At 64.5% G+C, this 19,990-nt stretch carries 23 protein-coding genes; 16 read left to right on the plus strand and 7 right to left on the minus strand.

The window, feature by feature from the left end; translation table 11 throughout:
- Window positions 1-18: 18 nt before the first annotated feature.
- The 3 genes from DAEP_RS0114140 to DAEP_RS0114150 are packed head-to-tail and all read left to right on the plus strand — an operon-like array spanning window position 19 to window position 1,127.
- The gene (locus tag DAEP_RS0114140; protein WP_027245089.1) at window positions 19-339 is read left to right on the plus strand and encodes an ArsR/SmtB family transcription factor; all 321 of its coding nucleotides are present in this window, start codon (window positions 19-21) and stop codon (window positions 337-339) included.
- On the plus strand, window positions 336-773 hold the full coding sequence (locus tag DAEP_RS0114145; protein WP_027245090.1) for an SRPBCC family protein: 438 nt from the start codon (window positions 336-338) through the stop codon (window positions 771-773). The genes DAEP_RS0114140 and DAEP_RS0114145 overlap by 4 nt, the downstream gene beginning before the upstream one ends.
- Before the next feature lie 33 nt (window positions 774-806).
- On the plus strand, window positions 807-1,127 hold the full coding sequence (locus tag DAEP_RS0114150; RefSeq protein WP_008554711.1) for a YciI family protein: 321 nt from the start codon (window positions 807-809) through the stop codon (window positions 1,125-1,127).
- 57 nt (window positions 1,128-1,184) lie between these two features.
- On the opposite strand, the gene DAEP_RS0114155 is transcribed toward DAEP_RS0114150, so the two are convergent.
- Window positions 1,185-2,186: an asparaginase gene (locus tag DAEP_RS0114155; protein ID WP_027245091.1), complete on the minus strand. Its 1,002-nt coding sequence runs from the start codon at window positions 2,184-2,186 to the stop codon at window positions 1,185-1,187.
- Window positions 2,187-2,367: 181 nt separating this feature from the next.
- On the opposite strand from DAEP_RS0114155, the gene DAEP_RS0114160 reads away from it, so the two are divergent.
- From DAEP_RS0114160 to rlmN, 3 genes are all read left to right on the plus strand, one after another.
- Window positions 2,368-2,898 (plus strand): invasion associated locus B family protein, encoded by a 531-nt coding sequence (locus DAEP_RS0114160; RefSeq protein ID WP_008556280.1) that lies wholly within the window; start codon window positions 2,368-2,370, stop codon window positions 2,896-2,898.
- A 77-nt stretch (window positions 2,899-2,975) separates the two neighbouring features.
- Window positions 2,976-3,380 (plus strand): lysozyme inhibitor LprI family protein, encoded by a 405-nt coding sequence (locus DAEP_RS0114165; protein WP_027245092.1) that lies wholly within the window; start codon window positions 2,976-2,978, stop codon window positions 3,378-3,380.
- Between the two features lie 94 nt (window positions 3,381-3,474).
- A complete protein-coding gene (gene rlmN, locus DAEP_RS0114170; RefSeq protein WP_027245093.1) occupies window positions 3,475-4,662 on the plus strand; it encodes a dual-specificity RNA methyltransferase RlmN in 1,188 nt (395 codons plus the stop codon).
- A gap of 39 nt (window positions 4,663-4,701) precedes the next feature.
- Here rlmN and DAEP_RS0114175 read toward each other — a convergent pair whose 3' ends face one another.
- Window positions 4,702-5,943, minus strand: a complete 1,242-nt coding sequence (locus DAEP_RS0114175; RefSeq protein ID WP_027245094.1) for a zinc-dependent metalloprotease family protein — start codon at window positions 5,941-5,943, stop codon at window positions 4,702-4,704.
- 320 nt (window positions 5,944-6,263) lie between these two features.
- On the opposite strand from DAEP_RS0114175, the gene DAEP_RS0114180 reads away from it, so the two are divergent.
- On the plus strand, window positions 6,264-6,473 hold the full coding sequence (locus DAEP_RS0114180; protein WP_027245095.1) for a hypothetical protein: 210 nt from the start codon (window positions 6,264-6,266) through the stop codon (window positions 6,471-6,473).
- 31 nt (window positions 6,474-6,504) lie between these two features.
- Here DAEP_RS0114180 and DAEP_RS0114185 read toward each other — a convergent pair whose 3' ends face one another.
- Entirely contained in the window at window positions 6,505-7,353 is an 849-nt protein-coding gene (locus DAEP_RS0114185) for an LOG family protein (RefSeq protein ID WP_008556099.1), read from the minus strand.
- A gap of 148 nt (window positions 7,354-7,501) precedes the next feature.
- Between DAEP_RS0114185 and DAEP_RS0114190 the strand changes: the two genes are divergently transcribed.
- The 4 genes from DAEP_RS0114190 (at window position 7,502) to DAEP_RS0114205 (ending at window position 11,614) form a co-directional block, all read left to right on the plus strand.
- On the plus strand, window positions 7,502-8,422 hold the full coding sequence (locus DAEP_RS0114190; RefSeq protein ID WP_027245096.1) for a threonine/serine dehydratase: 921 nt from the start codon (window positions 7,502-7,504) through the stop codon (window positions 8,420-8,422).
- Between the two features lie 38 nt (window positions 8,423-8,460).
- Window positions 8,461-9,060, plus strand: a complete 600-nt coding sequence (locus tag DAEP_RS0114195; protein ID WP_027245097.1) for a GntR family transcriptional regulator — start codon at window positions 8,461-8,463, stop codon at window positions 9,058-9,060.
- A 118-nt stretch (window positions 9,061-9,178) separates the two neighbouring features.
- On the plus strand, window positions 9,179-10,006 hold the full coding sequence (gene dapD, locus DAEP_RS0114200; protein WP_008555296.1) for a 2,3,4,5-tetrahydropyridine-2,6-dicarboxylate N-succinyltransferase: 828 nt from the start codon (window positions 9,179-9,181) through the stop codon (window positions 10,004-10,006).
- Between the two features lie 240 nt (window positions 10,007-10,246).
- Entirely contained in the window at window positions 10,247-11,614 is a 1,368-nt protein-coding gene (locus DAEP_RS0114205; RefSeq protein ID WP_027245098.1) for a formimidoylglutamate deiminase, read from the plus strand.
- Here the strand turns inward: DAEP_RS0114205 and DAEP_RS0114210 are convergent.
- The gene (locus tag DAEP_RS0114210; RefSeq protein ID WP_027245099.1) at window positions 11,611-12,144 is read right to left on the minus strand and encodes a HutD/Ves family protein; all 534 of its coding nucleotides are present in this window, start codon (window positions 12,142-12,144) and stop codon (window positions 11,611-11,613) included. The genes DAEP_RS0114205 and DAEP_RS0114210 overlap by 4 nt on opposite strands.
- A gap of 145 nt (window positions 12,145-12,289) precedes the next feature.
- Here DAEP_RS0114210 and DAEP_RS0114215 point away from each other — a divergent pair, with 145 nt between their 5' ends.
- Entirely contained in the window at window positions 12,290-12,637 is a 348-nt protein-coding gene (locus DAEP_RS0114215; protein WP_027245100.1) for a hypothetical protein, read from the plus strand.
- Window positions 12,638-12,646: 9 nt separating this feature from the next.
- On the opposite strand, the gene DAEP_RS0114220 is transcribed toward DAEP_RS0114215, so the two are convergent.
- On the minus strand, window positions 12,647-13,702 hold the full coding sequence (locus DAEP_RS0114220; protein WP_027245101.1) for a transporter substrate-binding domain-containing protein: 1,056 nt from the start codon (window positions 13,700-13,702) through the stop codon (window positions 12,647-12,649).
- A 270-nt stretch (window positions 13,703-13,972) separates the two neighbouring features.
- Here DAEP_RS0114220 and dapE point away from each other — a divergent pair, with 270 nt between their 5' ends.
- From dapE to rnr, 3 genes are read left to right on the plus strand one after another with little or no spacing between them, the layout of a single operon-like run.
- Window positions 13,973-15,124, plus strand: coding sequence for a succinyl-diaminopimelate desuccinylase (dapE, locus tag DAEP_RS0114225; protein WP_027245102.1), 1,152 nt, complete (start codon window positions 13,973-13,975; stop codon window positions 15,122-15,124).
- A 6-nt stretch (window positions 15,125-15,130) separates the two neighbouring features.
- Window positions 15,131-15,703: a TIGR04282 family arsenosugar biosynthesis glycosyltransferase gene (locus DAEP_RS0114230; RefSeq protein ID WP_027245103.1), complete on the plus strand. Its 573-nt coding sequence runs from the start codon at window positions 15,131-15,133 to the stop codon at window positions 15,701-15,703.
- 51 nt (window positions 15,704-15,754) lie between these two features.
- A complete protein-coding gene (gene rnr, locus DAEP_RS0114235) occupies window positions 15,755-18,028 on the plus strand; it encodes a ribonuclease R (RefSeq protein ID WP_027245104.1) in 2,274 nt (757 codons plus the stop codon).
- Window positions 18,029-18,062: 34 nt separating this feature from the next.
- On the opposite strand, the gene DAEP_RS0114240 is transcribed toward rnr, so the two are convergent.
- Window positions 18,063-18,485 carry a DUF1801 domain-containing protein gene (locus DAEP_RS0114240; protein WP_027245105.1) on the minus strand — a complete coding sequence of 141 codons (423 nt, stop codon included), beginning with the start codon at window positions 18,483-18,485 and terminating at the stop codon, window positions 18,063-18,065.
- Window positions 18,482-19,180 carry a glutathione S-transferase family protein gene (locus tag DAEP_RS0114245; RefSeq protein ID WP_027245106.1) on the minus strand — a complete coding sequence of 233 codons (699 nt, stop codon included), beginning with the start codon at window positions 19,178-19,180 and terminating at the stop codon, window positions 18,482-18,484. Before DAEP_RS0114245 ends, DAEP_RS0114240 begins: the two co-directional genes overlap by 4 nt.
- A gap of 84 nt (window positions 19,181-19,264) precedes the next feature.
- Between DAEP_RS0114245 and DAEP_RS0114250 the strand changes: the two genes are divergently transcribed.
- A complete protein-coding gene (locus DAEP_RS0114250; protein ID WP_027245107.1) occupies window positions 19,265-19,978 on the plus strand; it encodes a helix-turn-helix transcriptional regulator in 714 nt (237 codons plus the stop codon).
- Window positions 19,979-19,990: the final 12 nt, after the last annotated feature.

Genomic DNA, 19,990 nt, shown 5'->3' on the forward strand with positions numbered 1-19,990 from the left:
TGCGTTAATAATGAGCCCATGAACCCGCTTCTGAAATCTTTTGCAGCCCTGTCGGACGAAACCCGCATGTCGATTGTCGACCAGCTGATCACCCAAGGCGAACTGCCGGCGGGCGACCTGGCGCCGGGGGCATCCATTTCGGGGCCGGCCATCTCGCGCCATCTGAAGGTGCTGCGCGAGGCCGGACTGGTGACTCAGCGCGCCGATGGCCCAAGGCGGCTCTATTCCGCCCGGCCTGAGGGCCTCAGACTGATTGCCGAGTGGACCCAATCCCGCAAAGGGTTCTGGGACGGCAGCCTGGACCGGCTGGAGGCGGCCCTGAGGGAGGACGGCGCATGAGCGATCTGCAGTTGCAACGGATCTTCCCGGTCAGCCCGGAGACATTGTTCGATTGGGTGACCACGCCGGACAAGCTGCTGAGATGGTGGGGGCCGGAAGGCGTCAGCATTCCGGAGCACGATCTGGATCTCAGCCGCACCGGGCCGTGGCATTCCGTCATGCAGAACAGAGACGGGCAGCGGTTCCATGTTTCCGGTCAGGTAACCCATGTGGATGCGCCGAAATCCGTCGGCTTTACCTGGGCTTGGCACGATGAGGACGGCAGCCGCGGCGCCGAGAGCCATGTGACCTTTACCGTCGCCGTCGCCGGAGACGGCGCCATGCTGCTGATTGACCACCGCGATCTGGGCGATGACGGAATTGCCGAGCGCCATGACGAGGGCTGGACCTCGACCCTGCGCAAGCTGGGGGCTCAGCTCACCGCAGATGCCTGACGCGCATTTCACCGCAACCAAGGGAGAAGACCGATGCCAGAGTTCATTTTTGTCTACCACGGCGGCAAGACCCCGGAGAGCGAGGAGGAAGGCGCCAAGGTGATGGAATCCTGGAAGAGCTGGATGGGCTCGATGGGGGACGCGCTGAAGGTGCCGGGCGCGCCGGTGGGCATGTCCAAGACAGTCAGCGCCGGCGGCGTCGCGGACAATGGCGGCGCCAATCCGGTTTCGGGCTATTCGGTTGTGCAGGCGGCCAGCCAGGACGAGGCCTGCGAGATGGCCAAGGGCTGCCCGATGGTGGCGGACGGCAGCGGCTCGGTCGAAGTTGCCGAAATCATCGAGATGGAGATGTAAGAAAATGCCCCGGTTCAGCGCCGGGGCATTTGATTTCAGAACAGCGGCGCCGCTGCCTTATTGGAACAGCAGCTCCGCCGCGGGACGGATTGCGCCGCATTCCAGCCCGCGGCGGCTGTAGAGCGTCTTGTTCATGTACTTGCGGGTCTCCGGGTGATCTGCGTCCAGCACGCCGAGGCTGACCAGCAGCGCCGCAATCGCGCATTCGCTGGCACGGGTGGCGCCGTCGGCGATCTTCAGCGCAACACCCAGCTTCTGTTCCGGCAGGATGGCGATGAACACCGCCTCGGCGCCGGTCTTGATCGCCACCTTACCGCCCATCGCGCGCATCAGGTTCGTGCAGCAACGGGTTTCGCCGGCCACCAGTTCGGGATGCGCGGTCATCGCGGCGACCAGTTGCTGCGCCGCCTCTGAGGCGCGGCCGGAGCGGTCAGCCGCGCTGGCAAACCAAGCCATTGAACGCGCCAGCCCGGTGACGGTGGTGGCAAAGTTCGGCGCTGAGCAGCCGTCGATGCCATAGCCCGGGCTGTCCTGGCCGGTGGTTTCCTCAAACGCCGCAAGGCAGGCCTGCTGCACCGGGTGGTCCACCTCAATGTACTCTGCGCCGCCGCCCAGATACTGATTCAGGGTCAGGAAGCCTGCGTGCTTGCCGGAGCAGTTGTTGTGCACCTGGCAGGGGCTGCTGTCAGACTTGATCAGCTCGTTGCGGGCCGGGATGTCATCCGGCAACTGCGGGCCGCAGCGGAAATCATCGTCCTTCAGCCCCAGCTGGCCGAGCCAGGCATTGACCCGGTCCGTATGGATGTGCGCGCCGTTGTGGGAGGCGCAGGCCAGCGCCAGCTGCTCGGACGTGAGGCCGTAGCGCGCGGCGGCGCCGGAGGTGATCAGCGGCAGCGCCTGGATCATCTTGGCAGAGCTGCGCGGGTAGATCACCGCATCGGGGTCGCCCCAGCTGCGCACCACCTGCCCGGAGGCATCGCAGATGACAGCATGGCCCAGGTGCAGGCTTTCCAGCAGCGGTCCGCGCCAGACTTCAGCCATGGGCACAGGATTCGGCATGATCTCTCCCCTTATGTTTTGTTGGCGAAATCCTGCCAAAACGCACTTTCGCCCGTGGTGCTTGTTACGTTAGTGTGGTTGTGTAGCGCAAGCGAGGGGATCGGGACCAGACAGCGGATGAAACGCTGCGGGCCCTTTGCTTGGTTTTTGAGGTAAAAGAACAGTCTTGGAGTCGGGACAAATGGCATTGAAACTCGCCCGCGTGGCTGCGGGCCTGTGTCTGGCAGCATTGGCAACCACCGCATCTGCGCAGGAAACGTCGAACAACAGGGTTGCGGCCAAGGTCGATTGGAGCGTCTTCGAGGGCAATGACCCGAATGAATGCTGGGGCGTGTCGGCTCCGAAGGAAACCGTGAACACCCGCGACGGCCGCGTAGTGGCGGTGCGCCGCAGCGAGATCCAGCTGTTCGTCACCTACCGCGCGGACGCCACCCCCAAGGGCGAGGTGAGCTTTACCGGCGGCTATCCGTTTGCGCCGGGCTCCACCGTCAATATGGCGATCGGCGACTCCGAATTCGAGCTGTTCACCGAGGGCGAATGGGCCTGGCCGGCCACCCCTGCGGATGACGCCAAGATCATCACCGCGATGAAGCGCGGTTCTGATGCCGTGCTGACCGCGCGGTCCGCTCGCGGCACCCAGACCCAGGATACTTTCTCGCTGCTGGGCTTTACCGCCGCGGTGGAAGACGCCGAGAAACGCTGCAGCAAGTAAGCGCTGACCAGACGGTCCGTCAGCAAACCCCGGCCCGCGCCGGGGTTTTCTTGTTTAAAAGCCGTGAGGAGCGTAGAATGCGGCAGGAGGTGCCTGCCATGCTGCGTCGCGTCATTGGTGTTCTGATTGTTCTAACACAACCCGTTTCTGCAGACCCCGCGCTTGAGTGCGGCAATGCCGGCTCTCAGGTGGAGATCGGCGAGTGCGTTGCCAAGGACGAGGAACGGGTCGAGGCGGCACTTGCCACGGCTTTGAGCTTTGCCTTGACTTCAGCAGAAGACCTCGACGAAGCCACTGGCCGAAGCGACGCAGTTCCCGCGCTTGAGTCCGGGCAAAAGGCTTGGGAAGCCTACCGTGAGGAACACTGCGCCTTTGTGGGGGCGACATACGGCGGCGGCTCGGGGACGGGGATTGCGATCCGTTCCTGCCGGACACAGCTGGGCCGTGCCCGGATTGATGAGCTGATGCGGTATGCCGGGTAGCCGCTATGCAAGCAAATTGGCAGGATTCCTTTTGATCTCTGTTCGAATTCCTATATAGAGCCGCATCCGCCCATCAGCATCGAGTCCGAAAGCCATGACCGCCAGCGCGCCGATCACCCAAGACGTCTTGACCCTGCCCCGCAAGGCCCCCGAAGGCGGCAAGATCAATCTTGTCGGATTGACCCGCGACCGGATGCGCGAGGTGCTGATGGAGCACGGCACGCCTGAGAAACAGGCCAAAATGCGGGTTGGCCAGATCTGGCAGTGGATCTACCAGTGGGGCAAGCGCGACTTTGCCGAGATGACCAACCTGGCCAAAGCCTACCGCGCGCAGCTTGCGGAGACGTTTGAAATCCGCATCCCCGAAGTTGTGAGCAAGCAAGTGTCGACCGACGGCACCCGCAAGTATCTGGTGCGCATTGCAGGCGGCCATGAGGTCGAAGTGGTCTATATCCCCGAGGAGGACCGCGGAACCCTGTGCATCTCCTCGCAAGTGGGCTGCACCCTGACCTGCTCCTTCTGCCACACCGGCACCCAGAAGCTGGTGCGCAACCTGACCCCGGCCGAGATCGTCGGCCAGGTGATGATGGCGCGCGACGATCTGGAGGAATGGCCGGTGCCGGGCGCGCCAAAGGAGGAGACCCGGCTGCTCTCCAACATCGTGCTGATGGGCATGGGCGAGCCGCTTTACAACTTCGACAACGTTCGCGATGCGATGAAGATCGCGATGGACCCGGAAGGCATCTCCCTCAGCCGCCGCCGGATCACGCTGTCGACCTCCGGCGTGGTGCCGGAAATTGCCCGCACCGCGCAGGAAATCGGCTGTCTGCTGGCGATTTCCTTCCACGCCACCACCAACGAGACCCGCGACGTGCTGGTGCCGATCAACAAGCGCTGGAACATCGACGAGCTTTTGCAGGCACTGGCGGATTATCCCAAGGCATCGAATTCAGAGCGGATCACCTTTGAATACGTGATGCTGGACGGCGTGAACGACACCGACGAGGACGCGCACCGCCTGATCGATCACATCAAGCGTTACAATATCCCGGCCAAGATCAACCTGATCCCGTTCAACGAATGGCCGGGCAGCCCGTACAAGCGGTCTTCCAACAACCGTATCCGGGCGTTTGCCAATATCATCTATCAGGCGGGTTATGCCTCGCCGATCCGCAAAACCCGCGGCGATGATATCATGGCGGCCTGCGGCCAGCTGAAGTCAGCGACCGAGCGTGCCCGCAAGAGCCGCAAGCAGATCGAGGCCGAAGCCGGGATGAAGTAACCCGGTTCCGGCCCCTGCGCGGCAGGGTCCCCGGCTGCCTCAGGTAAAGAGGAAGTCGTCCTGGGTGAGTGTGCCGGTGAAGCCGGTAAGCTCAATCTCATATTGCCCGTAGTAGCTGATGAACGTGCTGCCGCCGCTTTGGCTGATCAACAGGTCGCTGAAGCTGTCCACAGACGTGCCCGAGAACTCGATCTTGTCGCCGCCGACTCCGAAATCCGTGATCACTTCCTGTTCGTAATAATCAGCCGAGACGAACACAAAGGTGTCCGCGTGGCGGCCGCCGGTCAGCTGGTCCGATCCGTCGCCGCCGATCAGGCGGTCGCGGCCGTTGCCGCCCACCAGCGTGTCATCTCCGGCTCCGCCGGATAGGGTATCCCAGCCGCCGCCGCCAACCAGCTTGTCAGCTTCACCCGTGCTGCCGGAATATTCATCATCGTCCAGACCACCGATCAGGACGTCTGCTCCCTTGCCGCCAAACAGCCGGTCCTCGCCGTACCCGCCGATAAGGGTATCCAGACCGGTGCCGCCAATCAGTTTGTCGCCAGCCTCGCGTCCGATCAGTGTGTCGCTGCCGCCGCGGCCATAAACCTTGCTCGACTGGCCAACCGCCAGCACCGTTTCAGCTGCGGCGCTGGTGTCGATCACCACCATGCCGCCGGATTTGACCCGCACGCTCCACTCTGCTGTTCCCGCGCTGCTGCCGTAGATATGCTGCAGGGCCTGCACGTCGAAGGTTCCCAGCTCAGTCACGTTGTAGCCGGCATAGGTATAGGTCATCACGGTGTTTGCCTGGGTGTCCAGGTGATCAGCCAGGGTGGTGTCACCATCATGCGGGTGTTTCAGGCCCAGCGCATGGCCGATCTCATGCAGAACCGTCTCGTAACCGAAGGACCCGGGCATTATGTTGCCGCCCTCGATCGCCAGGCGGCCCTCATTGGTCGAATAGCTGCTGGCCCAGGGATAATCCGCCCATCCCGCGGCCGAACCGCCATCATAGCCGAAAACATTGATCATCGCCGGGCCGCTGGTTTCGACAAAGATCACACCCGAAGCTTCCTCGAACTCGTCCAGGGCCCTGCGGAAGTACTCCCGCTGCTGGCTGTCGAAAGCCCAATACCGGTAGGCGCCGTAAGGATCGCTGCTGACGGGGGCCAGTTCGCTGGCGCTGGTGAAACTGTAGGTTACCACCGTTCTGGTTCCCAGATCAGACAGGCTGTTCCATCGGAAACTGTCGCTGGACATATACGCCAATAGCGCTGTGTAGTCTGTGACTTCGGACATCAAGCTTCTCCACTGCTCAACCGCCGGTAGGTTTTTGTTTGTAAATGTGGCCAAGTTTAGCCCGCTTCCGGGCGAAACCCGTTCACTTCCGCGGTCGCAGTCTCAGTTTGCATGATCACGGATGGAAATCAGCGAAAATCATCCGCTCTGCTGCGGGCCGGAACCGGCCGCATGACTGACCGGCGCTGCTGCGGGCGGTGTGTTGCGGGATGGCACCAATCAGCCGCCGCCACACTTTCACCCCATACCGGCACAAATTCCGCCATCTGCCGGGGACAGTTTCCAATGCATGGACAAATGTTTTGAAAGGTAATCGTCTTATGCAACCGTCAGACAAACAGGCCGCGCCCGTTGACCCCAGCGTTCTGGAACTGATCCGCAGCGAACGGCAGAAGGCACTGAGCCCGCGGGAGTGGAAATTCCGCCTGCGCGGCTATGGCTATGCGGTGAAGACTGTGGCAGGCACGCCGGTCCTCACCCGGCTGACCACGGGTGACGAAATCGGAACGCTGCCGCCGGAACTCGCCTGAGCCCGGCAGCAGCTGATACCCGCCCTGGCGCTTAGCGCTCGCGCCCCGGAAGGGATTCGCGCGGCGGCGCCGGTTCCCAGTTTTCGATGATCCGCACCGCCTCCTGCGCGGTGTCGACCACCCGGAACAGGTCCAGGTCCTGTTCCGAAATGGTGCCGGCATCGGCCAGCGCCGCCCAATTGATGATCTTGTCCCAGAAGTCCTTGCCGAACAGCAGGAACGGCACCCGCTCCATCCGTCCGGTCTGGATAAGGGTCAGGCTTTCGAACAGCTCATCCAGGGTGCCAAAACCGCCCGGGAACACGCTGATTGCCCGTGCCCGCATCAGGAAGTGCATCTTGCGGATTGCAAAATAGTGGAAGTTGAAGCTGAGGTCCGGCGTCACATAGCCGTTGGGCGCCTGCTCATGCGGCAGCACGATCGACAGGCCGATGGAATGGCCGCCCGCATCCGCTGCGCCGCGGTTGCCCGCTTCCATCACGCCGGGGCCGCCGCCTGTCACCACGACATTCTGGCGTCCGCCGCTCTCCTTTGATTTTGCCGTCATAAGCCGCGCGAACTCGCGCGCCTCGTCATAGAAATGCGACAGATCGGCCAGCGTCTGGGTGCGCGCCTTATCCTTGTGCTCCGGATCCGGAATGCGGGCGCCGCCGAACATCACGATGGTGCTTTCGATGCCGCGCTCGTTCAGCATCAGTTCCGGTTTCAGAAGCTCCAGCTGCAACCGCACCGGGCGCAATTCCTCCCGGTACATGAAATCCTGGTCGGCGAACGCCAGACGGTAGGCAGGCGACCGTGTCTGCGGCGTGGCGGGCACATGCTCAGCCCGGTTCCGGTCGGTATGGGCGTCGCTGAAACGGCTGTGGCGGTCTTCGGTCATGGGCAATCCAGGTCAAAATAAACAGGACTTCCTTTGTAGCCGCCCTTGACCGTTAGCGCCAATCAAGAATGCAGGAACTGGCGCGGCCGGCTTGCGCCCCGGCGCCGCGCGGATAAGCTGCGCGCTGACTGAGCGGGGAGCAGAACACATGAATTGGCAGCAGGAAATCACAGCAGCGGCAGAGCGTATCCGCCCCCATGTGCAGCAGACACCGGTGCTGCATACCCAGGCGTTCGGACTGGACTTCCCGGTGGAGCTGAAGCTGGAGCACATGCAGCACACCGGCAGCTTCAAGGCCCGCGGCGCCTTCAACACGCTGCTGAGCCAGGCGGTTCCGGCCGCCGGTCTGGTCGCGGCCTCCGGCGGCAATCACGGCGCCGCGGCGGCCTATGCGGCGCATCAGCTGGGCCACAAGGCGCGGATCTATGTGCCGGAGATGGCGGGCCCCGCCAAGATTTCCCTGATCGAACGCACCGGCGCCGATCTGCAGGTGGTGCCCGGCGCCTATGCCAACGCGCTGGAACAGGCGCAGGCTTACGAGCAGGAAACCGGTGCCATGCAGGTCCACGCCTATGACGCACCTGCCACCGTTGCGGGCCAGGGAACCTGCTTTGCCGAATGGCAGGCCCAGGGGCTGGCGGCCGATACCTTGCTGATCGCTGTCGGAGGCGGCGGCCTGATCGGGGGCGCAATGGCCTGGTTCCAGGGCGCCAGGAAGATTGTCGCGGTGGAGCCGGAAACCGCCTGTGCGCTGAACGCGGCGCTGGCGGCAAGACAGCCTGTCGATGTTGACGTCTCCGGCGTTGCGGCCAACGCCCTGGGCGCCAAGCGCATCGGCAGCATCTGTTTTGAGCTTGCCGCGACGCAGGGCATCGGCTCTCTGACCGTTCCGGACAGCGCCATCACCGAAGCCCAGTCTGCGCTCTGGCGCGAGCGGCGGATCCTGGTGGAACCCGCCGGCGCAACGGCGCTGGCCGCGCTGATGTGCGGTGCCTACCGTCCCGCCCCGGGAGAACGCGTGGCGGTTCTGGTCTGCGGCGGCAACATCGCTCCGGACCCGCTGGGATAATCCTTGCGGGCAGCCAGCCGCCCGGTTATCGCCAGTACATGTCCGCAACCATTGCCGATACCATCTACCAGGCGTTGAGCGAGCGCATCATCACCGGCAGCCTGCCTGCCGGGGAGAAGCTGCGCCAGGACCATATCGCCCGCGAGTTCGAGGCCAGCCACGTGCCGGTGCGCGAGGCGCTGTTGCGGCTGGAGGCGCATGGGCTGGCGCAATCCGAACCCCGCCGCGGCACCAGGGTCAGCGCGCTGGACCCCTCCGAGATCCGCGAAGTAATCGAAATGCGTGTGGCGCTGGAGGTTCTGGCCCTCACCCATGCCTTCGCCCGCCTGACACCGGAGGATACCGCCGCGGCAGAGGCCGCCCGGCTGGCCTGCGACGCGGCAGAGGACATGGCCAGCTGGGAACGCCTCAACCGCGCGTTCCACCGGGTGATTCTGGCGCCTTGCGCAATGCCGCGGCTGCTGGCCTCGATAGACGATCTGCACATTGCCGCTGCCCGCCACCTGTTTGCCAACTGGCAGCACCAGTGGACCCGCCGGGTCGACGCCGACCACGCTGCCATCGTTCAGGCGATGGCGCGCCGCGACCCTGCTGCCGCCTGCGAAATCCTGCGCCGCCACCTGCGCCGGGTGCGCTAAGCCGCCGGAACCCCGCAAAACGCCGTCCGGGGCGGCAATTTGGACGCAATCCGGGCATGACCTGCACCGCGATAGCCGCTATGAAGCTGCGACTCAAACCGATGCCGGAGGAACCCCCATGTCCAACGCCCAGCTGGAAGCAGCGATCGAAGCCGCCTGGGAGGCGCGCGACACCATCACCCCCGCCACCACCGGCGAACAGCGCGACGCCATCGAAGATACCCTGAACGCGCTGGATTCAGGCAAGCTGCGGGTGGCTGAAAAGCTGGCGAACGGCGACTGGCATGTAAACCAGTGGGCCAAGAAGGCGGTGCTGCTGGGCTTCCGCATCAAGGACATGGAAATCCACGAAGGCGGCCCGCAGGCCGGCGGCTGGTGGGACAAGGTCGACAGCAAGTTTGCCGGCTGGGGCGAGGCAGACTGGAAATCCGCAGGCTTCCGCGCGGTGCCGAACTGCGTGGTCCGGAAATCCGCCTATATTGCCCCCGGCGCGGTGCTGATGCCCTCCTTCGTGAACCTCGGCGCCTATGTCGATGAGGGCACCATGGTCGATACCTGGGCCACCGTCGGCTCCTGCGCTCAGATCGGCAAAAACGTCCACCTGTCAGGCGGCGTCGGCATCGGCGGCGTGCTGGAGCCGATGCAGGCCGGCCCCACCATCATCGAGGACAACTGCTTTATCGGCGCCCGTTCCGAGGTGGTGGAAGGCTGCATCGTGCGTGAAGGATCGGTTCTGGGCATGGGCGTGTTCATCGGCAAGTCGACCAAGATCGTCGACCGCGAGACCGGGGAAGTGATGTACGGCGAAGTGCCGCCTTACTCGGTGGTTGTCGCAGGCTCGATGCCGTCGAAGAACAACATCAGCCTCTACTGCGCGGTGATCGTGAAGCGCGTTGATGAGAAGACCCGCTCCAAGACCGGCATCAACGAGCTGCTGCGCGACTGATCTGTGCCGCACTTCCGAACAACAGGAACGCGCCCTATCCGGGGCGCGTTTTTTATTGGGGCTTTGCCCCAAGCCCCAGGATATTTTCAGCCAGATGAAGACTGGATCCTTCATTCATCTGGCCCGAAATATCCCGGGGTGAGGCCGTCTGGCCGAGGGGCAGAGCCCCTCCTGTGTAAAACCCTTGCCGCGCAATAAGCCTGCCGCTAATAGTATTACATCTACACATAAGAGGGTCAGATGCAGACCATATTTGCCCAGCGCGCCCGCCTGCCCCAGGGATGGGCAGAGAACCTCCGGCTGACGGTTGAGAACGGCCGGATCTCCACCTTGGAAACCGGTGCCGCGCCGCAGGCATGCGATGCACGGGCGGACGTGCTGCTGCCGTCGCTGGGCAATCTGCATTCGCACAGCTTTCAGCGCGCCATGGCCGGCATGACGGAATACCGCGCCGCCGGGAAGGACAGCTTCTGGACCTGGCGCGAGCTGATGTACCGCTTTATGGACCGCATCACGCCCGAGCAGTATGAGGCCATCGCAGCGCTGGTCTTCATGGAGATGCTGGAAGCCGGCTATGCCTCCGTCGGGGAGTTCCACTACGTTCACCACCAGCCCGGCGGTACGCATTTTGAGTCCCTGACGGAACTGAGCGAGCGGGTGTTTGCCGCCGCCGGCCAGACCGGCATCGGCCTGACCCATCTGCCGGTGCTCTACACCTACGGCGGGGCTGGAAAGCAGGCTCTGAACGGGGGCCAGAAGCGGTTTGGCAACTCGGTTGCGGAGTTCTCCGAGCTCGTCACCCGTGCCCGCGAGATTGCCGCACGGGATCTTCCACAGGATGCCAGCGTCGGCATCGCGCCGCATTCGCTGCGGGCCACCTGCCCCGAGGATCTGACAGAGGTGCTGCGGATCCAGGACGGGCTTCCGGTGCACATCCACATCGCCGAACAGCCCAAGGAAGTGGCGGATATCAGCGACTGGCTGGGCGCGCGGCCGGTTGAATGGCTTTTGGCGAACGCGCCGGTGGACGGCAAGTGGTGCCTGATTCACGCCACCCACATGACAAGTGCCGAAACCATCGGCATGGCCCGCTCCGGCGCCGTCGCCGGCCTGTGCCCGATCACCGAGGCCAACCTGGGCGATGGCCCCTTCAACGGGGTGGAATACCTGGCGCAGGACGGCGCTTTCGGGGTCGGATCAGATTCGAACGTGCGGATTTCGCTGCCAGAGGAACTGCGGACGCTGGAATATTCCCAGCGCCTGCGGGATCTGGCACGCAACGTGCTGGTGCCGGGCGAGGGCTCGGTCGGCGAAACCCTGTATCTGGGCGCAGCCAAAGGCGGCGCGCAGGCCCTGGGCCGCGCTGCCGGGCGAATCGAACCAGGCGCGCTGGCGGATCTGGTAGCGATTGACAGCAGCGCGCCCGCGCTCTGCGCGCTGAAGCCGGAGCAGCTGCTGGACGGCCTCTGCTTTGCCGCAGGCGATGACACTGTAACCGATGTCTGGAGCGCCGGCCGCCATGTGGTTCAGCAGGGCCGCCATATCGCCCGGGATAGCGTGGTCGCAGGCTACAAGACAGCGGTCAAAGAGCTTTTGAACAGTCTCTAAACAGGCAGCAACCGCGCTTGTATCACAGTGCCGCCGCCGGTGATGACCACGCCGGCGGCGCTTTGCGTCACCATCCCCTCTCCAGACCCAAGGCGGTCTGTGCCTGCCACCTGCAGGCTGCCGCAAACAACGAACAGCACTTGGCAGACGTCAGTATCCGGAACCGGGCCGTCTGCCAGTATTCTTGCCTCTGCCCTTACCAGTTCCGGGTCATAAATAACGTTGAAGGCCTTGCACGGCCCGTCGCGCAGACGGCACTCCAACTCCGCGCCGCCATCGAAGCACAAAGGCTGCAGCGGCCGCGCCTCCAGCAGTGCGCTTTCGTTTGAGAGGCTGTGGCCGGCCCCTTCGGTAACGCAGTGGATACGGGCGAGGCCGGGAAAGGCGGAAAACGGGCCGTTTCGCGTGATGTCCGCCAGGCTCAACCGCCATACCAGCCTGCCGTCCTGTTCATGCACGGCCAGCTCGCGCGTCACGCCGCCGCCATTTTTCCACGGCACTGCCTGGGCGGTGAGAGCGGAGATGCGCATCGGACTGTCCTTTCGCCGCTTAAATCAGTTCTGGCATAGTGCGGAACCGTGGCCCGCCGCAAGCCATCGGTTTCCTGCCGGTCCAGCCTGCGCTGGCCGCGCTATTTGATTGACCATCCCCCTGCCCCGGCGCTATGGCGGCGGCATGGAAAAGAAGAAACCCTCCCGCCAGCAAGTCTATACCCTGCTTGTCCAGATCGGCCGCAAGGACGGGGACGGCCTGCCCGACGGCGCCACCGGCGCCGCGCTGATGATCTATGCCTCCGGCGTGGACGAGGCCGAGGCGGTGCGCGAGACCGTGGCGATCCTCAAGCAGGCCGATACCGCGCCGCTGGATGTGACCGGCTATGGCACGCTGGAAGAGCGCGAAGCAGAAGGCCATGAGATAGGCGAAGAGGAACGCGGCCTGATGCAGCGGGCGCTTGAGGAAAACGCGGTGATCGTTGCGCAGATGACCCCGTTCTTCGACGGCGAGGAGCCAGTGTTCCACTAAGGGCCGGCCTCAGTTCTGGCTGCCGAACCATTTGCGGTAGAGGGCGTCATAGCTGCCGTCCTCCTGCATCGCCAGCAGCGCCTGGTTGACCTCCTCCACCAGCGGTGAGCCGGCCGGGAACACCAGCCCGTAGTTTTCCCGCAGGAAAGGCTGGCCAACGGTGTAGCCGTAACGGTGGCCGCCTTGCTGGACGTAGTAATTCAGCACCGGCGCGTCAAAGACCACCGCCGTCACCTCGCCGCGCTCGAACCCTGCCAGCATATCCTCCAGTCCGGCATAGGCGGCATAATCGATTTCGCGCCGGTTCAGGAACCCGGCGGCGGTGGACCCCTCTATGGTGCCCACCGACTTGCCGTAAAGATCGTTCACCGAGTTCACCGAGCCGCTGATTGCCTCCACCGTCATCACCGCGGTGATCTTGGCGACGAAGACCGAGACGATGAACAGAGAGGACACCACCAAGACCACGCCAAATACGCGGCCCACGGGGGTGCGCGGAACACGTTCCTCAAACCCGCCGTTCACCACCAGGTTCAGCGCCCACCAGAAGGAGGGGAACCAGGCCTCTTTCAAGGGGCGGTCGAAATAGGGCTGGGCGCGGCGCTCGAAGGCCCACATCAACATGCCGCCGCCGAACAAAAGCAGAAAGGCAATGCCGATGGCCGCGGCCAGGTCCCACGACAGCAGCGCCCGCAGCAGCGACGGCTGGCGGACGTCGTCTGCCTGCACCATGATCTGCAAACCGCTTTCGAAGATCGGCTGGCTGAAGTCCATCAACACCTCGCGCTTGGCGGTGATCGAGATGTTGGCGGCGGCCAGATCCGCCTCGCCGCTGCTGACACCGCCCAGCATATCCGCAAAACTGTCCGTGCGGTTGATGCGGTAGTCCCAGTTCAGCCGTTCTGCCAAAAGATTGAGGAGCTCCAGCGAAAACCCGGTGTCGGCCCCGTCATCCAGCATCGAGAAGGGCGGCCGGGTGACGGTATTGACCGTCAGCACCTGCGCAGACAGCAGTTGCCCCCACAACAGGAAACAGGCGGCGGTGATCAGGCGGAGGTACAGCACTGGAACGCTCGGATGGGCCTCTGGAACGGTTTCAAAGTCCTTAGGCGGTTCGCCTTTTTCACGCAAGCGCCTTGGCGCGAACGGGTAAATGCCTGTGGCACAGGCGCAGACGGGCAGCAGCGCGGCCTGTTTCTGTTGGGCTCAGCCGGACGCGTGCCAGCATGGACTCCCAGCGCGGCGGCGGCTTCTGCTCCGCTTGCACTGGCGAGAATTGCGTAGTGTGCCGATCCGCGCTAGGCCTTTGACCAACGGAACATCAGGAGCCTTTCCATGCCGCAAACCGACCCCGCCCGTCTGACCGCCGATCTGATCCGCTGCCCTTCGGTCACGCCGGAAGAAGGCGGCGCGCTGGTGCTGCTGGAACAGCTGCTAAGCGCGGCAGGCTTTGACTGCACCCGCACCGACCGCGGCGAAGTTTCCAACCTGTTTGCCCGCTGGGGCGCCAAGGGGCACGCCAAAACCTTCGGCTTCAACGGCCATACCGATGTGGTGCCTCTGGGCGATGAGGCCGCATGGACCATGCCGCCCTTTGGCGCGGAGGAGAAAGACGGCTTCATGTACGGGCGCGGTGCCACCGACATGAAATCGGGCGTTGCAGCCTTTGCCGCCGCTGCGGTGGATTTCGTCAAGGAGACACCGCCCGACGGCGCCATCATCCTGACCATCACCGGCGACGAGGAAGGCGATGCGGAGGACGGAACCACCGCGCTGCTGGACTATATGGACCGCGAGGGCGAGAAGATGTCGGTCTGCCTGGTGGGCGAACCCACCTGCCCCGATGAGATGGGCGAGATGATCAAGATCGGCCGCCGCGGCTCGCTAACAGCCTGGTTCACGGTGACCGGCGTGCAGGGCCACTCCGCCTATCCCCACCGCGCCAACAACCCGCTGAACGCAATGGCCCGGCTGATGGACCGTCTGGCCAGCCATGAGCTGGACCAGGGCACCGAGCATTTCGACGCATCCACCCTGGCGGTTGTTACCATCGACACCGGCAACACCGCCACCAACGTGATCCCGGCGCAGAGCCGTGCCACCGTGAATATCCGTTTCAATGATGCCCATAACGGCGCCAGCCTCACGGATTGGCTGCAGGATGAGGCGGACAAGGCAGCGGCGGAGTTCGGTGTGGAGATCACTGTACAGGTGAAAATCTCCGGCGAGAGCTTTATCACGCCACCCGGTCCGCTGTCGGATCTGGTCGCTGAAACCGTTGAGGCGGAGACGGGCCGCAAGCCGGAATTGTCCACCACCGGCGGCACCTCGGACGCACGGTTCGTAAAGAACCATTGCCCGGTGGTGGAGTTCGGGCTGGTGGGCAAGACGATGCACCAGGTCGATGAGCGGGTCGAAGTCGCGCAGATTCATCAGCTGAAGGCCATCTATACACGCATTCTGCAGGACTATTTTGCCAAGGTCTGACGTCAGGTGAAACGCACCCTGATCATCATGGTCAAGGAGCCACGTCCGGGGCGGGTGAAGACCCGCCTGGGCAAGGACATCGGCGTGATTCCAGCCACCTGGTGGTTCCGGCACCAATCCGCAAGGCTGATCCGGCGCCTGCGCGACCCGCGCTGGCAGACCGTGCTGGCGGTGGCGCCGGATACCGCAGTGTTTTCGAAGGCTTGGCCAGCTGATCTGCCCCGCCTGCCGCAGGGGGACGGCGATCTCGGCGCACGCATGAAGCGGATGCTTCGGGCTGCGCCCGGATCTGCATGCCTGATCGGCGCCGACATTCCCGGCATCACACGTGCCCATGTCGCCCGCGCTTTCTCAGCCTTGGGCCGCCACGATGCGGTCTTCGGTCCCGCGGCGGACGGCGGCTATTGGCTGGCGGGCGCCAAGCACCCCGCCCGCCTCCCCCGCGGCACGTTCGAAAACGTTCGCTGGTCCACGGAACATGCGCTGGCCGATACCCTGCGCACCCTGCCCGGCTGCCGCATCGCGCTGACGGATACCCTGCGGGACGTTGACACCGCGGCTGACCTGCCGCGCCGCTGACCGCGCATTTTTCTTCATGACGCCGCCCAGCCGCCGTGCTACGCGGGAAACATGAGCCGTATTCCCTCCAAGGCCGAAATCCTCGACTGGATCTCCGCCAACCCGACCCATACCTCCAAACGCGACATTGCCAAGGCCTTTGGCATCAAGGGTGCCGACCGCATCGACCTCAAGCGCATCCTCAAGGAGCTGGAGGCCGAGGGCCACTTGCAAAAGCGCAAGAAAACCTACCGCGACCCGGACCAGCTGCCGCCGGTGACGGTGCTGCAGGTGAAGGCGCCGAACGAGGACGGCGATCTGTATGGCCGGCCGCTGGAATGGCACGGCGAGGGCGTGGAACCGATCATCCTGATCCTGCCCAAAGCCTCGGACCCGGCTCTGGGCGAAGGCGACAAGATCCTGGCCAAGCTGCAAGCGGTGCCGGATCAGGACCACAACTATGAGGCCCGGCTGATCCGCCGGATCGGCACCAGCGCGAAACGGGTGCTGGGCATCTTCCGCGCTGGGTCCGAGGGCGGGCGGATCGTGCCGATCGACAAAGCCGCATCATCCGAATGGATGGTGGCCCCGGATGCCATCAATGGCGCCAAGGACGGGGAGCTGGTCGAGGCGGAACAGGCCGGGCCCAAGGGCCGCATGGGCCTGCCGCGCGCCCGCATCGTGGAACGGCTGGGCGACCCTGCAGCACCCAAGGCGGTGTCGCTGATCGCCATTCATCAGCATGGTATTCCAGATCATTTCCCCGACAAGGTGATGGCAGAGGCCGACGCGGCCAAGCCGATGGGCCTGAAGGGGCGCGAGGACCTGCGCGAGCTGCCGCTGGTCACCATCGACCCGGCCGATGCGCGCGACCATGACGACGCCTGCTTTGCCCACGCCGATGACGATCCCAAAAACCCCGGCGGCCATGTGATCTGGGTGGCGATTGCCGATGTGGCGGCCTATGTGCGTCCCGGGTCGGCGCTGGACCGCGAGGCGCGCAAGCGCGGCAACTCCAGCTATTTCCCCGACCGGGTGGTGCCGATGCTGCCGGACCGGCTGTCGGGCGATCTGTGCAGCCTGCACGAAGGCGTGCCGCGCGCCTGTCTAGCGGTGCGGATGCAGGTCGACGCCGAGGGCCACAAGATCGGGCACAAGTTCGTGCGCGGGCTGATGCGCTCCGTGGCCTCGCTGAATTATGCCGAGGTGCAGGACGCGCAGGACGGCAGTCCGAACGAAAAGACCGCGCCGCTGCTGGAAGATGTGATCAAGCCGCTGTTTGCTGCATATAAGGCTCTAACAAAGGCAAGAGCCGCACGCGAACCGCTGAATCTGGATCTGCCCGAGCGCAAGATCGTGCTGGATGACGACGGCCATGTCACCTCGGTCGCCTTCCGCGACCGGCTGGACGCGCACAAGCTGATCGAGGAGTTCATGATCCTCGCCAATGTCTCCGCAGCGGAGACACTGATCCAGAAACGCTCGCCGCTGCTGTTCCGGGTGCATGAGGAACCGGCACCCGAGAAGCTGGAGGCGCTGCGCGAAACCGCGCGCGCGGCCGGGCTCAACCTGGCAAAGGGCCAGGTGCTGCAGACCCGGCATCTGAATGCGCTGCTCAATCACGCGGCGGGCACGGATGATGCGGAGCTGATCAACATCTCCACCCTGCGCTCGATGCAGCAGGCCTATTACAACCCGGAGAATTTCGGCCACTTCGGCCTGGCGCTGCGCAACTACGCGCATTTCACCTCGCCGATCCGCCGCTACGCGGACCTGATCGTGCACCGCTCGCTGATCTCGGCGCATGGCTGGGGCAATGACGGGCTGGCGGAGGAGGAGATCGAGCGGCTGGAAGAAACCGCCAACCATATCTCCGACACCGAGAGGCGGTCGATGATTGCGGAGCGGGACACCACCGACCGCTACCTCGCCTCCTACCTCAGCGAGCGGGTCGGCAATGAGTTCGAAGGCCGGATCAGCGGCATCGCCCGTTTCGGCGCCTTTGTGAAGCTGGACGAAACCGGCGCCGACGGGCTGGTGCCGGTGCGTTCGATCGGTCGGGAGTTCTTTCATTTCGACCCGCAGGCCGGCACGCTGACCGGTTCGGACACCGGTTTTACCCTGGCCATAGGCCAGCGGGTCACGGTGCGGCTGACCCAGGCGGCGCCGGTGACCGGCGGGCTGGAGCTGGAACTGCTGGCGCTGGAGAATGCGCCGATGCCAGCCGGAGGCGGCCAGCGCGGCCGCCGCAGCCCGGCAGGCCGGACCGTCAAGCGCAAGGCGGCAAAGTCCAAACACAAGACCGCCAAAGTGAAACGCAAGGTGGAACGCAAACGGCCGAAATAAGCGGCTGTCCCCGTGGGGACAGTCCGCAACTTTGTCAGGCCGGGATCTCCAGCGGCGGCCGGATACGGTAGGTCAGCGCCCGCTTGATCAGCCAGCCGTGGCGGACCGGCTCTACCTCCCGCGGGTCGTTGAATAGAACCGCACGGGTGCCCTCGAACCGGTCCCAGGCGGGGAAGGCCGCGGCAAATTCCGGGATCAGCCGGCTTTGGCAATGCACAAACAGGGCAAAACGCGCGCCCTTAGGTATGCCCAGCCGGATCGTGGAACCAGTCCTGCTCTCGGGCGTGAGGTAAGACGGCTGGCCCCAGCGCAGGGCCTCCTCGATGCGCCCGGCCTCCGGCGTTTGCGCGGCAGTGTCAAAGATCAGCTGGCGCAGTGCCAGCAGGCCTGCCCGGTCCTGCCTGTCCGGCACATCGAATGCAGCCTCAATATCGGGGCTGGCGAACGGCGGGATCATGGCAAAGGCACCGCTTCAAACACGCGGTTAACATAGGGCTTGAGCACCGCATCGTCGAGAATGCGGGCCACCAGGGCTGTCCGGACCGGGGTCGTCCCCATTGCCTGCAGCATTGAGGCGACACTGAAATCGGCACTGGAAATCTGTGAACCAAACAGGAAGTCCTGCCCTTTCAGCAGAGCAGCGATGGCCGTCAGGTCCTGGTCCGCGCGTTGGTACCGCTCATCCTCGCTGAACCGCGCAGTGCCCTGAAACATCAGCCCCTTGTGAACGGAGCGGCGGATCGCACCGGTAACGGGCCGGCGGATCAGCGCGGGGATTTCCTGGAAGTACTTGTCGCGGATCACAGGCCAAACCGCGTCATTGTCCCAGCGGTCGCGCACAACGTGGAAGTAGAGCGTATCTTCTGCCATCCGGATCAGCATCTGCCCCTGCGCCCGGTCCCGCGAACCGAGGGCGGCGTCAAAGTCGGTGCCCTGCTGCTCCAGCCAGGCGCGGATGGCGCTGCTGTCCGGCACCAGCCCGCCGGGGGTGCGCAGCACCGGCAGCTTGCGGTGCGGCATCCCGCTGGGGTTGTTCAGGTCTTCGCGTGTCCAGCTTTGGCCGGAAAAGGCCAGCAACAGAGCCGCTTTGACGCAAAACGGGCTGAGGCTGAAGACGGCGCCGTTGCGGGGATAGGTCAGTAGGGTCAGCATGGGGGGCTCCTGTCGTTTCGGGTTGGCGGCAGATTAGATCCCCATGGTGACAAAAACTGTCATCAGGCGTAGAGAGAATAGGTTATGTCCCGAACCCACCGTCTCTTTCAGCTGATGCAGGCCCTGCGCCTGGGGCCCGGCCCGCATACCGCGGCGGAGCTGGGCCGCGACCTGGGCGTCTCGGCCCGCAGTATTCACCGCGACATAGCCACGCTGCGCGAGATGGGGGCGGTGATTGATGGCGAGGCGGGCTATGGCTTTACCCTGATCGAGGACAACGCGCTGCCGCCGATGGGCTTTCGCGACACTGAGCTGGAGGCGCTGGTGCTGGGCCTGCGCGAGGTGGAGCTGATCGGCGATCCGGAACTGGCCACCGCGGCCTCCGAAGCCCTGCGCAAGCTGCAGGCGCGGCTGCCGCCGCGGCAGGCCCACCGGCTCCGCCATGCGGTGCTGGCGCCCTACCGGTTCGATCGCCCGGTGCCGCCGGCCATCTCGGCGCAGGACCTGCGGCAGGCAGCCTGGGACGAGGTGGAAGTGCGCTTTGGCTATACCGACGGCCATGGCGCGGTGACAGAGCGGCAGGTGAAACCCCTGAGCGTTGTCTACTTTGACCGCTCCACAGTGCTGATTGCCTGGTGCGGCCTGCGCGATGCGGTGCGGGTGTTCCGGCTCGACCGGATGCGGGGGCTGGAAGTGACGGAGCGGAGCTTCCGCCCGCACCGGGTGCCGATGCTGCGCGATGCCCTGGAGCAAATGCGCGAGGAGCGGCAGGCGGCGGCCCGCACATGCAAGGACTGACCTCTTTACCCA

The sequence above is a fragment of the Leisingera daeponensis DSM 23529 genome (assembly GCF_000473145.1).
GTDB classification, from domain to species: Bacteria; Pseudomonadota; Alphaproteobacteria; order Rhodobacterales; family Rhodobacteraceae; genus Leisingera; species Leisingera daeponensis.

Bases quoted from the DNA above. Each gene is read 5' to 3' on its own strand.
- DAEP_RS0114195 (WP_027245097.1), top strand. From the start codon at position 8,461: ATGTCCGCAACCATTGCCGATACCATCTACCAGGCGTTGAGCGAGCGC.
- DAEP_RS0114160 (WP_008556280.1), top strand. From the start codon at position 2,368: ATGGCATTGAAACTCGCCCGCGTGGCTGCGGGCCTGTGTCTGGCAGCA.
- rlmN (WP_027245093.1), top strand. From the start codon at position 3,475: ATGACCGCCAGCGCGCCGATCACCCAAGACGTCTTGACCCTGCCCCGC.
- DAEP_RS0114165 (WP_027245092.1), top strand. From the start codon at position 2,976: ATGCGGCAGGAGGTGCCTGCCATGCTGCGTCGCGTCATTGGTGTTCTG.
- DAEP_RS0114150 (WP_008554711.1), top strand. From the start codon at position 807: ATGCCAGAGTTCATTTTTGTCTACCACGGCGGCAAGACCCCGGAGAGC.
- dapD (WP_008555296.1), top strand. From the start codon at position 9,179: ATGTCCAACGCCCAGCTGGAAGCAGCGATCGAAGCCGCCTGGGAGGCG.
- DAEP_RS0114205 (WP_027245098.1), top strand. From the start codon at position 10,247: ATGCAGACCATATTTGCCCAGCGCGCCCGCCTGCCCCAGGGATGGGCA.
- DAEP_RS0114210 (WP_027245099.1), bottom strand. From the start codon at position 12,144: ATGCGCATCTCCGCTCTCACCGCCCAGGCAGTGCCGTGGAAAAATGGC.
- DAEP_RS0114215 (WP_027245100.1), top strand. From the start codon at position 12,290: ATGGAAAAGAAGAAACCCTCCCGCCAGCAAGTCTATACCCTGCTTGTC.
- DAEP_RS0114175 (WP_027245094.1), bottom strand. From the start codon at position 5,943: ATGTCCGAAGTCACAGACTACACAGCGCTATTGGCGTATATGTCCAGC.
- DAEP_RS0114180 (WP_027245095.1), top strand. From the start codon at position 6,264: ATGCAACCGTCAGACAAACAGGCCGCGCCCGTTGACCCCAGCGTTCTG.
- rnr (WP_027245104.1), top strand. From the start codon at position 15,755: ATGAGCCGTATTCCCTCCAAGGCCGAAATCCTCGACTGGATCTCCGCC.
- DAEP_RS0114140 (WP_027245089.1), top strand. From the start codon at position 19: ATGAACCCGCTTCTGAAATCTTTTGCAGCCCTGTCGGACGAAACCCGC.
- DAEP_RS0114250 (WP_027245107.1), top strand. From the start codon at position 19,265: ATGTCCCGAACCCACCGTCTCTTTCAGCTGATGCAGGCCCTGCGCCTG.
- DAEP_RS0114155 (WP_027245091.1), bottom strand. From the start codon at position 2,186: ATGCCGAATCCTGTGCCCATGGCTGAAGTCTGGCGCGGACCGCTGCTG.
- DAEP_RS0114240 (WP_027245105.1), bottom strand. From the start codon at position 18,485: ATGATCCCGCCGTTCGCCAGCCCCGATATTGAGGCTGCATTCGATGTG.
- DAEP_RS0114145 (WP_027245090.1), top strand. From the start codon at position 336: ATGAGCGATCTGCAGTTGCAACGGATCTTCCCGGTCAGCCCGGAGACA.
- DAEP_RS0114185 (WP_008556099.1), bottom strand. From the start codon at position 7,353: ATGACCGAAGACCGCCACAGCCGTTTCAGCGACGCCCATACCGACCGG.
- DAEP_RS0114245 (WP_027245106.1), bottom strand. From the start codon at position 19,180: ATGCTGACCCTACTGACCTATCCCCGCAACGGCGCCGTCTTCAGCCTC.
- dapE (WP_027245102.1), top strand. From the start codon at position 13,973: ATGCCGCAAACCGACCCCGCCCGTCTGACCGCCGATCTGATCCGCTGC.
- DAEP_RS0114190 (WP_027245096.1), top strand. From the start codon at position 7,502: ATGAATTGGCAGCAGGAAATCACAGCAGCGGCAGAGCGTATCCGCCCC.